We start from the raw sequence: 16,671 nt of genomic DNA on the forward strand, positions 1-16,671 counted from the left end.
GTTAGGGGGAGCTAGGAACTCCAGACGTGCGGCGCGTGGGGTCGATGAGCATGCAGGTCGCTCTCAATCACCGGACACAGTACCGATATGACAAGGCGGTCTCACTCGGACCACAAGTAATACAGTTGCGGCCCGCCCCGCATTGCCGAACGCGGATCCTCAGCTACTCGCTGAACGTCACGCCTTCCGAGCATCTGCTCAACTGGCAACTCGACCAGCACAACAATTACATTGCGCGTCTACTTTTTCCGGGCAAGACGAAAGAATTTGTGGTTGAGGTTGATCTCGTCGCGGAGCTGTCCCCTTTCGATCCATTCGCGTTCTTTCTGGAACCGGGAGTCGAAGACTACCCTTTCGAATACGCGCCGGAGCTGGCCAAGGATCTCGACCTCTATCGCTTGATTGATCCGGCCGGACCTCTACTCCAGGCTTTTCTTGACAATATTTCGGATGAGAAGCGCGGAACGATCAGCGTCCTGGTGGACCTGAATCGAAGGGTGCGAGATGAAATCGACTATGTAACGCGGTTGGATCCAGGCGTCCAGACATGCGAACAGACGCTCGAATCGCGCACAGGTTCCTGCCGTGATTCTGCATGGCTACTGGTGCAAAGTCTCCGGCATATGGGAATCGCGGCACGTTTTGTCTCCGGGTATCTCATTCAGATGGCAGTGGACGAGAGCGCGTCGGAGGATTCGGGCGGTTCGCAAACCGACTCTGCGGAGCTGCATGCCTGGGCAGAGGCGTTTTTACCGGGTGCGGGTTGGATTGGGATGGATCCGACCTCGGGGCTGCTCGCTGGCGAGGGCCACATTCCGCTGGTCTGCACCCCGAACGCGTCCAGGGCAGGGCCCATTACGGGTACGGTCGAGCAGGCGAGCGTGGATTTCAGCTACACCATGTCCATTCGCCGACTGAATGACGCACCACGGCCGTCCAAGCCCTTCACCGAGGAAGATTGGGTGCAGGTCGAACAGCTTGCGCATAGGGTCGACGCGGACTTGAATGCGCAGGATGTACGCTTGACCATGGGCGGCGAGCCTACCTTTGTCGGCATCGACGAGCCTGAGAGTCCGCAATGGAACATCGAGGCTCTGGGAGAAATGAAGCGCACCCGCGGTCTCGCTCTCATCCAGAGCCTCCGCAAAAGGACAGTGCCCGGTGCGCTTCTTCACTACGGACAAGGAAAATGGTATCCGGGCGAGCTGTTGCCGCGTTGGGCACTGAGCTTCTTCTGGCGCGAAGACGGCGTCGCTATCTGGGAGAATATCGACCTCATCGCCAAGGAAGATCAGGCCTACGGGCTCGATACGGCCGATGCATTCCTCTTTATGGAAGCACTCACGCGCCGCCTTGAAGTGAGCGCCGAAAACCTGATGCCTGCCTACAACGCCGAAGCCGAGTCGACTGAGCCCGCCGGGTACATTTTGCCCATTCGCCGCCGACAGCCTTCTGGCAAGTTGCGTTGGTCGAGCCAGTTGTGGTTTCCTCGCCCGGAACGCCTGCTACTGACCCCAGGCGATTCGCCTATAGGCTATCGCATACCTACTGAGTTGATGCCATGGGTAGCGCCAGATGAGCTTGAATACGATTTCGAGGCTGCGCCTTTCGGGAATCGGGTCAAGCTGCCATCAAGCCCGACTCGCCGCATGGATCTTTTCGACAGAATGCCCCCATCCGATCCGCTGCCCGCGCTCTCCACCACGTCCGAAACCGCGACTGAACTGATCCGCCCCTCGCTATGCGTGCAAGCTCGAGAGGGCCGCCTTCATGTGTTTCTGCCGTATGCGCCCCAGCTCGCGGATTATCTCGATCTGGTCGCAGCCGTCGAGGATACGTGCGAGTATCTGCACAAGCCTGTGTGGCTGGAAGGCTACCCTCCGCCTTCCGATCAACGGTTGCGGTCGTTCAGCATCACTCCCGATCCCGGCGTTCTTGAAGTAAACCTGCCACCTGTCAGCAATTGGGACGAACTGGAACAGATCAGCACTTTGCTCTTCGAGGAAGCGCGCCGCAATCGGTTGACCGCTGAAAAGTTCGCCTACGACGGCAGTCATCTCGCCACCGGCGGCGGCAACCATATCGTGCTCGGCGGAGCGACTGTGTTGGACAGCCCCTTCCTGCGCCGCCCGGATCTACTGCGTAGCATGGTGGCGTACTGGCAGAATCATCCGTCGCTGTCCTATCTCTTTTCCGGCATGTATGTCGGCCCGACAAGTCAGTATCCACGCGTGGACGAAGCGCGGATGGATGCATTGTATGAGCTGGAGATCGCCTTTAGTCATCTGCCTTCCAGCGACTGCCCGCCGTCCGTTGTGGATGGATTGTTCCGCAACCTGCTCGTCGATGTCACAGGAAACTCGCATCGCGCCGAGTTCTGCATAGACAAGCTTTATCCACCCGAGGGTCGCGGGTGCCGCCTTGGCTTGCTCGAATTGCGTGCCTTTGAAATGAGTCCGCATGTCAGAATGAGTCTCGTGGAGATGCTGCTCATCCGCGCTTTGGTCTCTACGTTTTGGAAACGGCCACTTGAAGGCAAGCTCATACGTTGGGGTTCAACGCTCCATGACCGTTTTATGCTGCCATATTTTGTCAGACGCGACTTCTTCGATGTGCTCACCCAGTTGCGTCGGTCCGGCTACAACTTCGAGGAGAAATGGTTTGCTTCGCACCTGGAGTTTCGCTTTCCGAAGATTGGATCGATCGCTGCAGAGGGAGTCGAACTGAAGCTGCGTCAGGCCCTCGAGCCTTGGAACGTACTCGCCGAAGAGACTACGTCCGGCCGAACGGTTCGCAGCGTGGACTCATCGCTCGAGCGGGTCCAGGTAGAGGTGTCCGGGTTCACGACGGACTCCCGCTACGTCGTTGCATGCAATGGGCGCGGGGTACCGCTCCATCCTACTGGCGAACCAGGTGAGGCTGTTGCGGGCGTACGGTATCGCGCCCGACGACTGTCGACGGCAGTGCATCCCACGATCCCTGTGCACACGCCGCTAGTCTTCGATATCATCGACCGCTGGAAGGAGCGTTCTATTGGCCGATGCATCTACCATGCGGACCCGCCAGACGGTCGCATCTACACAACCCGCCCGGCTAACGCCAAGGAGGCCGAAGACCGGCGCATGAAACGCTTTCAAAAGTCCGACCATACGCTCGGCCTGGTGGGGGCACCGGTGGAAGAGACCAATCCGATCTTTCCTTTGACACTGGACCTAAGGTTGTCTTGCTCGGACAAGACAACCACATCGAAGTACGAAGAGCCTACCCGATGACTGTCGATCTGTATCAAACTCCGCTCCGCTACGGCGCCGTCTATGACGAATCGTCAGCCGATGGCGTAACTCCTCGACCGCATTGGGCACACCTGATGGAGTCGCTTCGGGAGATCGGCCCCGAGGAGTTGGGGCGACGCTGGGGCCATGCCGAGCGACGCATTCGGGAGAACGGAATCACATACAACATTTACAGCGATCCGCTCGGAGTAAATCGGCCCTGGAAGATCGATATCATTCCGTTGCTGATCCCGGCAGACGAGTGGCGCTACATCGAAGCCGGCATTGTTCAGCGCGCCCAGTTGCTGAGTCTGCTTCTCGAGGACCTATACGGGGCACAGGATCTCGTGGCGCAAGGCCACTTTCCCGCTGCACTTCTCTACGCCAACCCAGCATTCCTTCGACCGCTGGTGGGCGTGCGTGTTCCCGCGCACACTTATCTGCATATGCTGGCCGTCGATCTTGCCCGCTCCCCGGACGGCCAGTGGTGGGTGCTCGCCGATCGCACGCAAGCGCCTTCGGGCAGCGGCTATGCGCTGGAGAACCGCACGATTGTCTCCGATGTTCTGCCGGATATCTTCCGTACTTCGAACGTATTGCGCCTCTCTCATTTCTTCCGCTCACAACTCGAAGTACTTACCAACCTCTCGACGCGCAACGATCCGCGAATTGTACTGCTGACCCCGGGACCGTACAACGAGACCTACTTCGAACACTCGTATCTAGCCCGATACCTTGGACTTACTCTGGTCGTAGGAGCGGATCTGACGGTGCGTGACCGGTGCGTGTATCTAAAGACCGTCGACAGATTGGAGCAAGTCGATGTCATCCTGCGCCGGGTGGACGATAGCTTTTGCGATCCTCTCGAACTGCGCGGCGATTCGCTTTTGGGTGTACCCGGCCTAGTCGACGCCATTGTCGCGGGAAACGTAAAGGTTGTGAATGCATTGGGAAGCGGTTTGATCGAGACGGCCGCGGTTATGCCCTTTCTTCCCGGGCTCTCCAGGCACGTACTTGGCGAGACGCTCAAACTTCCATCCGTCGCGACCTGGTGGTGCGGGCAGCAGCACACGCTCGATTGGGTACTTGACCATCTCGATTCCGTCGTAGTGAAACCAGCGTTTCCTTCGCTCGGCATGGAGCCGGTTTTCGCTGCCGAACTCCCGGACGCCGAAAGGAGTAAGTTTGCCCAGCAATTGCGCGCCCGCCCTCATGAGTATGTGGCGCAAGAGCAAATCGCGTTGTCCACTGCACCTGTGTGGGAAGACGGACATCTCAACTCACGCAGTGTGGTGCTGCGCACCTACGTGCTCAATACAGGCAGCGGGTGGATTGCAATTCCGGGAGGATTGACACGTGTTGCCGAGATGGAAGGATCGGTGGTCTCGATGCAGCGGGGCGGCCACGCCAAGGACGCGTGGGTCCTGTGGGACAGTCCCGTGGATACGTTCAGCATGTTGCGCCCGCGCAACGAGCCGGTGGAACTGCGCCGTGTCTCTCGGGTTGTGTCGAGCAGTGTAGCCGATAACGTTTTCTGGTTGGGCCGATATGCCGAACGGGCGGAAAACATAGCTCGAATCTTGCGTCCTATGATCTCTCGTGTGCGGCAGTCGGACAAGACAGAGCTCGGCTGCCTTCTCCGACTGCACAGTTGTCTCGAGTCACGGCACAGCAAGTTGCCAAAGACTAAAAAGAGGCCACCGACTTCGCTTGAACTCGAACAGGAAATAATCTCGCTGATGAGCGATGTCAAACGGCCGGACAGTCTGGCTTCTACTTTGGAAGAAGTATCTCGGATTGGCGGCAATGTTCGCGATCGATTGTCGGCAGATATGATGTCTCTCATCGGTCAGTTACGGGATGCGATTCAGATCGGGCATGGCACACAGTTTCTCGAATATCCGGCGATGCTGACCGCTTGCCTTGAACTGCTTTCCGCATTTTCCGGGATGGAGCGCGAAAACATCAACCGCGGACTGGGCTGGTTCTTCTTGACACTCGGCCGACGTCTCGAGCGAGCGATGTACCTGACGAGGCAACTGCGCGAGATCACCACGCCGCTTGTTGAGGAGGACTGGTTGCTTTTGGAATGCCTGCTCGAGGTCGCCGACAGCTCCATGACCTACCGGACACGGTATTACACAACGCTGCAGCCCTTAGCTGTACTCGATGTGCTCATGGCGGATGAGTCGAATCCCCGGTCGCTGGACTTTCAACTGAGCCATCTTATGGATCTCTACCAAAAACTTCCTCGGCATCTTCCAGATGACTTGGAGGCGATGCGGAACGCGCTGGCCTTGTTACGCAGCTTCGATCTGCGCGAGCTAAAGTACCCGTTGCCAGGTGCTGCGACGGTGGCGCATGATTCCGAGGGGCTCTCCCGGCTTGAGCGTTTCCTTAGAGAGTTGGAACGATTGCTGCCTTCCTGGTCGAATAACATATCGAGCAGGTACTTTAGCCACGCTCGCACCTTACCGATCACCGTAGGCCAATGATTTATAGAATCGTTCACCGAACCACGTACAAATACAAGTATCCGGTCTCGGTCGGAAACCACGTGGCGTGCCTGAAGCCGCGGTCTCTGCTGCACCACGAGTTGGTGCGGAGCGAACTGCATATCCAACCGCCCCCGGCAACGCGTACCGAGCGGGTGGACTATTTTGGAAACCGTCTCTGCTTTTTCACCGTTCAAGAACCGCACAAGGAATTGGTAGTGGAGGCGCGGAGCGAAGTGATCGTGGATGGAAGTGCGACGCCGTGGCCACAACAGTCGCTCCCTTGGGAAGAGGCAGCCATCTCGCTTCCCAACGATCAGAGCCCCGAGGGGCTCGAAGCCTACCAGTTTGGATTTGAGTCGCCGCGTATCCGGACACGGCCGGAGTTCGCCTCCTATGCGCTCCAGTCGTTTACTCCTGGACGCCCAATGGCGGAGGCGCTTCTGGATCTGACCGCACGCATCCACGTGGACTTTCGCTTCGATTCAAAAGTAACCGACGTTCGGACGCCAACAGAGGAGGTTTTTCAGAAGCGGCGAGGCGTGTGTCAGGATTTCGCACACTTGCAGATCGCCTGCCTCCGCTCGCTTAATCTCGCCGCCCGTTATATCAGCGGATACCTTCGAACCTATCCGCCTCCAGGGAAACCGAGACTGAAAGGCGCCGATGCATCCCACGCCTGGGTGTCGGCTTACTGTCCGGACATCGGCTGGCTCGACATGGATCCCACGAACAACGTTGTCCCATCAGATGGTCACGTGACGCTCGCTTGGGGCCGGGACTACAGTGACGTAAGTCCTCTCCGTGGCCTGATCCTAGGGGGCGGAGCCCATACCCTCAAAGTCGCCGTTGACATGGAACCGCTTGAATCCTAGTTGCGGATGCGGCAATGGCAGTTCGTGAACGCCGAAACCAGATACTCCGTATTCACGCTCGAGCATTGGTCCCAAAGACTATCGCGCACGGAACGCCGCCACTCTTGCCAAACTGTGACCCATGCGCTGCCGTTCCAAAGGTCTGGTTTCCGCAACCCAGATTGCCGGAGGCATCCTGTAACGTATCCGTTCCGGTTGTCACCGGTACGGCACGCGAGATTCCCGGGGCAGCGTTGCAGAGTGCGAAGAGCTGTTGATAGAGCGGCTGAGAGGCTGCTGAAATCTGCGAAAGAATGTACGTCTGTCGTTGTGGCGACGGCAGCGACACCACTCGGAGGAAGGCAAAGTATAGCGCAGGCCCTCTGTATTCACATGCGAGATATCAGTCTGGGGCAAAAAGAGTTTGACCCAGGAGGAAGAGAGCCGCCACTTTAACTGGAACGATCGCTCTGCTGAAGGAAAGTCTATAAGACGTCGGCGAACGTGACCTATATGCTTCCGCATGCGGCCACGGCCCGTCTAACGGTCTCGCTCCTCGAACGCATTGAGGAGTGCTGTATGCGTCTGGGGTGCGGAACTGGAAGACAGATCGTAGGTCTTGCATCGGAAGAGCCAAATTTGATTCTGGATTCTTTCAAGTATGCGGCAGAGTTCCATGTTTTCCGTTGCTCTCGCAATCATGCTGTGAAACTGTGTGTCCTCTTCGATATGACGAATCCTATCGTCTGTTTTTGCTTATCACTCCTATCGAAGATTTGACTTTAACGATTCAGCAACTGAAAATTCATAATGTGGTAACCGTAGACCTGAGCATGAATGTTCTGAGCGAGGGCGCAGGAAACCACAAGTGAACACCTCCCCATCGGTGCCCAATTTATCGACCTTTCGTAGACTTCGGTCTCGCAAGAGAAGTCGCGCCCGAATGGAGGTCGTAGCTCAATTGTTCATTACTTGTAGGAGAATCAGTTTTTGCGAATCAAAGAAATCGTTTTCCTGTGTACTCCCTTCATTCTTTCAAGCGGACTTGCTTGTGCGCAGACTATTACCGGCTCCATCACAGGAGTCGTCACCGATCCAACCGGCGCTGTCATTCCTGATGCCAAGGTGACCGCAATCAACAGCAGCACAGGAGTCACCAATACCGCCACTACCAACGGTGACGGAATTTACTACCTGCGTTTTCTCCAGATCGGCCAGTACAAGATTACGATTGAGGCTGCGGGCTTCAAGGGCCTCAGCACCCAGCCCTTCACGCTCGAGGTCGATCAGGTCGCCAAGATCGACGGTAAGCTCGAAACCGGTGACGCTTCTGAGAGCGTCACTGTCACGGATGAGCTTCAGCCAATCTTGGACACCGATAACTCCACCCTCACCACAACCTTTACGGCGAACACACTCCAGAACGTACCGCTGAATGGGCGCAATTTCTCTTCTATCACCCAGTTTCTTCCCGGTGCTGTCGACACCTCGCCAGCCGGCATGTCGGGGGTGAATGCGATCGAACGCGCCACCGGTCCCGATGGTCAGGTCTCGGTTAACGGAAATCGCAATCAGAGCAACAACTATCTTCTCGATGGCATCGAGATCAACGAGACCATCAACAACACCATCGGCTATAACCCCAGTCCTGACGCGATCGAGAACCTGACAGCCATCACTTCGAACGCCGGAGCAGAGTATGGAAACGTCAACGGCGGAGACATCATTGCCGTCCTGAAAAGCGGTACAAATCACTTTCACGGATCGGCCTTCGCCTTCCTCGAGAACTACAACCTCGATGCCAATACCTGGGCTAATAAATTCGCCAAGGTTCCTCGCCAGCCCTTCACGCAGACGATCTTCGGCGGAACCTTTGGTGGTCCGGTCCTCAAGAACAAGCTGTTCTTCTTTGTGGACTACTCGGCCAATCGTTACCAAATGGGTGGAAGCCAGGCAGCATCCGTTATCCCTGCGGCCTTCCGCAAGGGAGACTTCTCGTCCCTTCCCGTTCAACTCACGCACTTCGTTCCCGGACAGGGGCAGGTAGCCTATCCCAACAACCAGGTCCCCATCACGAATCCTGTTGCTCAGTACCTCTTCGCCCATCCTGAGTTCTATCCGCTGCCAAACCAGACTCCGACCGACGGCATCGCGCAGAACAATTACATTGGGAGCTACCGCAATACGGTGCGCAACGACCAGGGCGATGTAAAGATCGACTACACGCTGGGTCCGCGCGACACGATTATGGGGCGATATTCGCAAGGCATAGCATCCGACGCCACGCCTCAGACGCCGCTCGCCATCACCTTCCCGCCCGTCAACGACTATCCATTCAAAGGAATCGCGCTCAACTGGATTCACACCTTCTCGCCCACGATCGTGAACGAGGCTCGTGCGGGCTGGTCTCGCGTCCGATGGGACCAGGGTATTCCTCAGGACACCACGGGTGCGTTTGGCATGAGCGGAAACTCGATCGTCGGGATCAATGCACCTCAACCGTACCCCGGCTTCACACTGCAGGACTTCGGCGCTATAGGCGCGGGTTCCAACCAGACCTATCTCACTGGCGTTGGAACCTTCGGTGGAGGCAGCAGCCTGATCGACAACACCTTTTCCTACGGCGACACCCTGACGCTTCAGCTGAATAAGCACAGCATCAAGGCCGGCGTCGAAATTCTTCGCTACCAGCAGAACGATTTCTACCCCGGCAACGATGGCGTCATGGGGCGCATGCAGTACTCCAGCGCCTTCACCGGTGACACTATGTCCGACTTCGTCACAGACAACATCTGGTACGCCGGCATCTCCGCCAATGTGGGCCGCTCGGGTCAACGTCAATACCGCGACGCAGCCTTCGTCCAGGACGACTGGAAGATTACCTCGAACCTGACTCTCAACCTCGGCCTTCGCTATGAATACGATCAGCCGATCTATGAAGTGAATAACAAGCAGGGGAACGTCGATCTGGCTACCGGCGCCTACTACACTGCAGGGCAGGCTGGTGCGGGCGCCATCTTTGGAGATTCCCGAGCGCTCTATCATCCCACCTATACCAACTTCCAGCCGCGCGTTGGCTTTTCCTACCAGCCGCTGCCACGCCTGGTGGTTCGAGGCGGCTACGGCATCACGAACTATCTGGAGGGCACGGGTTCTAATCTGCGCCTCAACTTCAATCCCCCCTTTCACCCGGTTTATTCCTACACGGCGGTTGCTGCCTCCGCCACAAGCGCGGGCACTCCTTTAACCGTTCAGAATGCGATTCCTTCCAATGTCACGGGCTCGCTCATCAGCAACACCTACCGTGCATGGGGTAACATCAAGCCGGCCCTGATCCAGGAGTTCACGCTCTCAACGGAATACGAACTCGATAACAAGACCTCAGTTGTTATCGGTTATGTGGGTCAGACTGGACAACACTTAATTGATCCCCGCGCGGGCAACCAGCTCACCGCCCCTGGAACGGTCGCTCCCTACGCCAATCTGGTCGGGCAGACAGGAAGCGTCGTTATAACCGAATCGGAAGCGATGTCGAACTACAATGCCGCACAACTCCAAATGCGCCGCCGTCAATCCAAGGGGCTGGAGTTCCAGATCAACTACACCTTCGCCAAGGCAATGACGAATAACCCTGGCTTCTTTGGTGCACCTAACACCAGCAATGCAAGCCCCTATTGGCAGGATGCCTACAACGGTCATGCCGACTACGGCCCAAGCGGAACCGATACCCGTCACAGCCTGAGCGCCACTGCCGTCTATCAGCTCCCCTTCGGTCGTGGACAGATGTTCGGAGGCAACTCCAACTGGATCGTCAATGAAGCGATTGGCGGCTGGAAGATTACTGGAACGGCAATCGCGTTCTCCGGTTTGCCGGTCACCATCAACGGTCCAGACACCACAAGCGTCAATAACAAAGCTTCGCGGGCCAACCACTACCAGAACCTGAAGATCACAAACCGGACCCTCAGTAACTGGTTTGGTACCGGATCCACGGTCTATCACCCCATTCAGTCGAGCACCACCGTCAACGGTGTTACGACTGTAACCACGGTCAATGGCTGCGCCACTGCCCAGGCTCAGTCCCTTGGCTGCGCCTATGGCCCTACTATTGGCGAACAGTTCGGCTCAGCTGCTGTCGGCACCGAGCGCGCGCCCGGCTTCGAGCAGCTTGACTTCAGCGCCGGGAAGGAATTCCACATCTACAACGAACAGGCGCTGGAGTTCCGTTCGGACTTCTTCAATGCCTTCAACATCGCCAGCTATGGGAACCCAGACAACGGGATCACAGACAGCAACTTCGGACAGATAACAAACGTGCGTGGGATACCGCGTACAATCCAGTTCTCTCTCCATTACCACTTCTAATCCACACCTCACAGTGATTTGAAACACGTGCCTGCCTTCACTCGCGACTTGCGTTGTGCGGCAGGCACGTTTCCCTTTAATAGGGGTTTTCGGGATCGATACGTATCAGGATTTGCATGTGACCGTGAATCCATATTTTGGAAAGTCTGGATGCCTTCCGAATTTCTCTTTCGTGGCAGTAGCGAGCGTGACAGGAAAGCTTTTTCGGTCAAGGCGCTCGTGGGTAATTGACTGCACCTATGGTTAACCCGTAGCATTTCGCGCATGAGACGGCGTGATTTTGTAAAGGGCCTTGCAGTCGCCACGGCCACGGCGAGCACTGCACTGGGACAACAAACTGCACCTCAGGCGCAAAACCCACCTCCTGCCGCAAATGCGACAGATCAGGGCACTATGGCAGTACAGCCTTCCGCGGCATCGAGCCCGCGGGCGATGTCTCGTGTGGAGCAGATGGCGCGATTCCACACCCCAAACATCCCACTCTCGCAGCCCGATGTTGTCGCCATGACGGAGGCGCGTTATTTCACGCCCGTCCGCTATGCCACGTTGGTGTACCTGTGCGAGATCATGATGCCCGCCGGCGAGGATCATCCCAGCGCCACCAAGGCAGGCGCACCGGATTTTCTGGACTTTTATATCGGCGCTTCTCCAACTGAGCAGCAAACCATGTACAACAATGGCCTCGATCGCCTGAACGCCGACTGCATAAAACAATTCAACGTACCGTTTGCCAAGGCTGATGCAAAGCAGGCTGACGCCGTAATCCGTCCCCACCTGAAAGGATGGATGAACGACCACCCGCCGCGGGAGGGCCACGCCCGCTTCATCAACCTGGTACACCGCGACATTCGCACAGCCACGATCAATTCACCTGCCTGGGCCATCGCTGCTGAGGCATCGGGCGATCGTACCCCCGGAGTGGGTCTCTACTGGCATCCTATCGATCCCGGTATCCAGACCTGGGTGGACCACGGTGTCGCTCAGGCCACACCCACTACCAAACATAAGCACTCTTAGAACATCCCCGTCAGAGAAGGAAGCACAGAGACCGCATGGCACAGAAGAAGGTTGACGTCCTGATCATCGGGTCGGGACATACAGGCGGAATGGCCGCAAAGATTCTGACCGAAAAGGGTATCTCCTGCACAATGCTGGATGCAGGTCCGATGCTCAATTTTGAAAAATACCGCGAGATGAAGCCGGTGCACGAACTACCGTACCGTGGCTTCGACGCTCCGGGTCGTCTTCCGCATGTCTTCCAGGCAAGCGAGTTCAACGCCAACCAGTGGGTCGATGAGAAGGTCATTCCGTATTATCATCCGCCGGAGCAGCCTTACAACTGGGTCCGCGTGCGAAGCGTGGGTGGACGTTCGCCCTTTTGGGCCCGCCAGTCCTTCCGCCTGAGCGACTACGAGTTCAAGTGCAAGGACCACGACGGCTTCGGAGAAAACTGGCCCCTTTCACTGAAGGACGTGGCGCCATACTACTCCCGTGTAGAAGAGATCTTCCGCGTGACCGGCCACAAGGACGGCCTGCCGCAGTACCCAGACGGCAACTTTGTTGAAGACAATTCACCATGGTCGGGCGCCATGCAGCGTTTTGTCGATGCTGGCGAGAAGCTCGGCGTTCCCGTCACCAAGCCCCGCTCATCGCTGGGCAAGGACGGCTTGGCGTCGTCGCTCAACCTGCTCATCCCCGACGCAGTCGCCACAGGCAAGCTCACGACCATCCCGAACGCGATCGTCCGGAAGATCACGGTTGACAAGAACAGCGGTCTCGCTAATGGCGTCATCTTCATCGACCGGCACTCGCACCGCGAGATGGTCCTCAAGGCCCGCGTCATCGTCCTCGCTGCCGGCACTCTGGAGTCGACCCGTCTTCTGCTCCTCTCGGACATCTGTAACTCCAGCGGCGCCCTCGGTCGGTACCTGTCCGACCAGACCTACGGAGCCGGCATTATCTGCTCAGTTCCGGAGGCACGAGATGGCAAGGCGCCTCCGCATCTTATGGGAGGCGGCGCTCTTATCCCTCGCTTCCGCAATCTGGACACAAAAGCCGACGGCTTCATTCGCGGCTATGCTGTGAACGTCTCCTGCAGTAATGGCCCGTTTGATGGACGCGCTCTACCCTTCTACGGCAAAGAGCTCGAACAGAAGCTGCAGAGCTACAACGGCAGCGGCTTCTCCACCAACATCATGGGCGAGGCGCTCGGGCACTACGAAAACCACGTCACCCTGAACAAAGAGGTAGTGGACGCCTGGGGCATACCAACTCTGAACATCTATACGAAGTACACCAGCAACGAAACCAACATGACGAAGGACTACGTCGATACGATGGCCGCAATGGCTGAAGCTGCCGGCTTCGAAATTCTGGTGAAGAACTACGAGTTCAATCCCCCCGGTTACTCCATCCACGAGCAGGGGACAGCACGCATGAGCGACGACCCGAAGAAGGGCGTCGTGAATAAGTGGAACCAAAGCCACGACATGAAAAACTTGTTCGTCGCGGACGCCAGCGTCTTTGTAAGTGCTGGATGGCAAAATCCAACCATTACGATGTGCACACTTTCCATGCGTGCATCCGAATACCTGGCAGAGGAGATGCGCAAGGGCAACGTCTAATGTTCCCGGCGTAATCTGAAACTCATCGACGTGCCTTGTCTACTAGTAGAAAGGCACCTTCGGTCTAAGGAGAGGTTCCGAGTGCAGAAGTTCCTGCTGATGCTTGCCATCCTGTTCGGCTTGGTCCTGGCCATCCACGCGCAAGACGCTGGTACTGCCTCGAAGTCCCCTGCTTCTGCATCGGAGCCTTCCGCCACGGCTCCCGCTCAGCCCATCTCCTTCAACCACAAGTTACACATCCAGACCGCAAAGATGACCTGCAACGACTGCCACGAGCCGCGCGGCGACGGTTCCACACTGGCCCTACCGCAGTCTCCCAAGTGCATGAGTTGCCATGCCTCCATCGCCACCGACAAGCCGGATATCAAGCGCCTCGCCGAAGCCGCTAAAAACGAGGATCCCATTCTGTGGGTTCGCGTCTATCGTGTGCCCTCGTTTGTGACCTTCAGCCATAAGACTCACGCCGGCAACACCTGCGAAGAGTGCCATGGCCCTGTGGCCGAGCGGACTGCCATCGCCCAGGAAAAAGACACGAACATGGGCAGTTGCATCGCCTGTCATCAGGCCAAGGTAGCACCTGCGACCTGCGACACCTGCCACGCCATCATGTCGACGAATGGCCGCTCGCCCTTTGAGGTTGACCCCACCGTGCTGGCCCGCCTCCACATTCAACCTGCCGGAAAGCCCGCAACGATGGTTCCGGTACGGAACAACGGTTCGCGCGTCACGTCGCAACCTGCTGTCATCGCCAACTTTCTGAATGCCCCGATGCTGTAGCTGTGATGACACAACAGTGCTTAGCATTCAAACAATCCTGACTATCTCGGAAAAATCTGAGTAAGCAGGAAGCCATCTTTGTGTTGGTAACGCGACGATGGATCAGGCGATTGATCCAATCCTGGCAATAGGTGCGCGGTTGGGGATTTCGTCGCTGCCGTAGCGACCAGGATAGGACGGAAAGCATCCGGCCTGAGTCAATACGGTCTTTCGAAGATTCAGTTAGCCGACCAGTAGCGGTTGAAGCCGATGTAATCGGAGGGCATGGCAGCAAGAATCTTTCGACGCATCTCCAACAGATCGACGGTGCCGAGCGTCTTGTAGATGATCTTACCCTCCGGATCGAGGACAACCGTATATGGAACGGCTGACTGCCATTCCGTATCGAACGCCGCCTGGAGCTTTTCCGTGTCGTCTGACGAGAACAGAAGGTTGCGGCTGGTGGCATGTTTCTTCTGCAGAAGTCGCAGGACACCGGGCTCCTCATCCGGCATGTTGGCAGAGACGGTCACAAGATCGAAGTCGCGGCTGTTGTACATGCGGTAGGTGTCCTGAAGGTCAGCGAACTCGGCCACGCAAGAGCCGCACCACGTCGCCCAGAAGCTGATGAGCGTCACATGATGACTGGGGTTGGCACGAAGTGTTTTCAGTCCCGCGGCGTCCACCTTTTCTACGTGGACGGGCTGCGCCTCGATCTTGCGCTCAGCCTCCTCGCGTTGTGCAGATTTCTCGGACCATTTCGTGGAGCAGCCGAATACGCCGGTATGCTTAACGGCAACCTCGCGACCGGCGAGTACAGCTTCGATCGCATCACGAGCGTCGTTGGTCTTTACCTGTTCCGTGCGATAGCTGTTGTCGATCCGCCCTTCATAGCGAAGGCGCCGTTCCTTATCGAAGATGAAGATGTGCGGAGTGGCCTGCGGACCGAAGGCGCGGGTCACCTCCTGTGTGTCGCCGCCGTAGAGATAAGGAAATTGAAGATGCTTGTATTGCACGCGAATCCTCATATCATCGAGCGTGTCACTCACATCGGAGGAGTCCAGCTCGTCGATCCGGATGGCCTTCGGATCGTTGCCCTGTATGGCGACGACCGCCACACCGCGTTTGCCGTAGTCCTCATAGAGCTGCTCGATGCGGCGCTCATACATCTGCGCGATGGGACAGTGATTACAGGTGAAAACCACAGCCAGCACCGGTTTATCCGCGTAGTCAGTGAGCTTATGGATCTTGCCGTCTACGCCGGGAAGTTCGAAGTTGGGAGCACTTGAGCCGATAGGCAGAATAGGATGAGTCTGCTGCCCGAACAGCGCGATTGGCGCAAGCAGGCAGAAGAGATAGATGAGCTTTCTGGGCACGTGTTTCTCCTCTCGCGAGAGTGCTAGAAGTGTATCCGTATGTGAATCGGAGTGATAGGACGAAAGGCCTACATCGCCCGCGTTGAGGCTATTGAGCTGATTTGACTTGGGCTTCGGTGCGAGCGAGATCCGGCCCCACGAGTCCCATAGCCCATTTGGTGGCCTCAACATACATCTGCTGCAGTCTTGGGTCGTTCCAGTTCTCTTCGGGGTGCCCAAGGGTGGAGTAATAAACGCGTCCCTTGCCGTACATCTTGGCCCACGTAACGGCGAAGTCGTGATCCGCTCGATGCACTTTCGGATTGGAGAGGTCCAGCTTGCCACTATCGAGACTCATCAGAACGTGCACCTTATCGCGTGAAAACAACTTCATTTGATAGATCTCGTCCCGTAGGACGAACGACCTCCCCCACTGGCTCATGCCTGGGAATTTTGGATCTTCGACGAGGATTGGAGCGTCAAAGGTGCCCCAGGGATGCTCATCAAAGGTGCCTCCCACCATCTCGACGAACTCCGGCCATCGCGTGAAGGTAATCGTTGCGCTGTGGACGCCGATGAAGCCTCTTCCGTCGTCGTGAACGAAGGAGAGAAGGTCGACCTTCTGCTGTGGATCCATTTCAAGATCGCCACCGGTAAAAAAGAGAACCGCATCGAAGTTCGTGAGATTCTTGGCGTTGTATTCGAGCTTCTTTTTGGTCAAGGGCTCGGTATCAGTGCGGATGATCGTGTCCCACAGGCCATTCTGCTTGCCAAGTTGTTCGATTACGCTCATCGCGTGAGAGATGGAGGCGTGGCGATAACCCTTCTCTTCGCCAATGACGAGAAGCTGCTTCCTCGGGCTGACTTGCGACTGAGCAATGCCGTATGCAGTGGCCACGTAGAGAAGGATCAGGACACAACGAAAAAGTTTCATAGAGGTTGGAATGCTG

The 16,671-nt window shown here is 57.0% G+C and carries 10 protein-coding genes and 1 pseudogene; 7 read left to right on the forward strand and 4 right to left on the reverse strand.

Annotation, left to right across the window (positions count from 1 at the left end; all coding sequences use genetic code 11):
* Positions 1–44: 44 nt before the first annotated feature.
* Genes BDD14_RS16360 through BDD14_RS16370 form a run of 3 tightly spaced genes read left to right on the forward strand, consistent with a single transcriptional unit; the run spans position 45 to position 6,642 of the window.
* Positions 45–3,272 (forward strand): transglutaminase family protein, encoded by a 3,228-nt coding sequence (locus BDD14_RS16360; protein ID WP_130419734.1) that lies wholly within the window; start codon positions 45–47, stop codon positions 3,270–3,272.
* Positions 3,269–5,767 carry a circularly permuted type 2 ATP-grasp protein gene (locus tag BDD14_RS16365; protein WP_130419735.1) on the forward strand — a complete coding sequence of 833 codons (2,499 nt, stop codon included), beginning with the start codon at positions 3,269–3,271 and terminating at the stop codon, positions 5,765–5,767. Before BDD14_RS16360 ends, BDD14_RS16365 begins: the two co-directional genes overlap by 4 nt.
* A complete protein-coding gene (locus BDD14_RS16370) occupies positions 5,764–6,642 on the forward strand; it encodes a transglutaminase family protein (protein WP_130419736.1) in 879 nt (292 codons plus the stop codon). The genes BDD14_RS16365 and BDD14_RS16370 overlap by 4 nt, the downstream gene beginning before the upstream one ends.
* Positions 6,643–6,694: 52 nt before the next feature.
* On the opposite strand, the gene BDD14_RS31890 is transcribed toward BDD14_RS16370, so the two are convergent.
* Positions 6,695–6,970: a hypothetical protein gene (locus tag BDD14_RS31890; RefSeq protein WP_165420114.1), complete on the reverse strand. Its 276-nt coding sequence runs from the start codon at positions 6,968–6,970 to the stop codon at positions 6,695–6,697.
* Positions 6,971–7,161: 191 nt separating this feature from the next.
* A pseudogene (locus BDD14_RS34530) lies at positions 7,162–7,362 on the reverse strand (FCD domain-containing protein); the annotation flags it as partial.
* A 249-nt stretch (positions 7,363–7,611) separates the two neighbouring features.
* Between BDD14_RS34530 and BDD14_RS16380 the strand changes: the two are divergent.
* The 4 genes from BDD14_RS16380 to BDD14_RS16395 all read left to right on the forward strand — a co-directional run bounded on the left by BDD14_RS16380 (position 7,612) and on the right by BDD14_RS16395 (position 14,387).
* Positions 7,612–10,986, forward strand: a complete 3,375-nt coding sequence (locus BDD14_RS16380; protein ID WP_242618003.1) for a TonB-dependent receptor — start codon at positions 7,612–7,614, stop codon at positions 10,984–10,986.
* A 264-nt stretch (positions 10,987–11,250) separates the two neighbouring features.
* Positions 11,251–12,003, forward strand: a complete 753-nt coding sequence (locus BDD14_RS16385) for a gluconate 2-dehydrogenase subunit 3 family protein (protein WP_130423230.1) — start codon at positions 11,251–11,253, stop codon at positions 12,001–12,003.
* 35 nt (positions 12,004–12,038) lie between these two features.
* Entirely contained in the window at positions 12,039–13,610 is a 1,572-nt protein-coding gene (locus BDD14_RS16390) for a GMC oxidoreductase (RefSeq protein WP_130419738.1), read from the forward strand.
* 81 nt (positions 13,611–13,691) lie between these two features.
* Positions 13,692–14,387, forward strand: coding sequence for a cytochrome c3 family protein (locus BDD14_RS16395; protein ID WP_207231757.1), 696 nt, complete (start codon positions 13,692–13,694; stop codon positions 14,385–14,387).
* 218 nt (positions 14,388–14,605) lie between these two features.
* Here BDD14_RS16395 and BDD14_RS16400 read toward each other — a convergent pair whose 3' ends face one another.
* Both BDD14_RS16400 and BDD14_RS16405 read right to left on the reverse strand, forming a co-directional pair.
* Entirely contained in the window at positions 14,606–15,742 is a 1,137-nt protein-coding gene (locus tag BDD14_RS16400; protein ID WP_242618004.1) for a redoxin domain-containing protein, read from the reverse strand.
* Between the two features lie 88 nt (positions 15,743–15,830).
* A complete protein-coding gene (locus tag BDD14_RS16405; protein ID WP_130419740.1) occupies positions 15,831–16,655 on the reverse strand; it encodes a ThuA domain-containing protein in 825 nt (274 codons plus the stop codon).
* Positions 16,656–16,671 lie beyond the last annotated feature (16 nt).

Origin of the sequence: Edaphobacter modestus, assembly GCF_004217555.1 — a bacterium.
GTDB lineage: Bacteria > Acidobacteriota > Terriglobia > Terriglobales > Acidobacteriaceae > Edaphobacter > Edaphobacter modestus.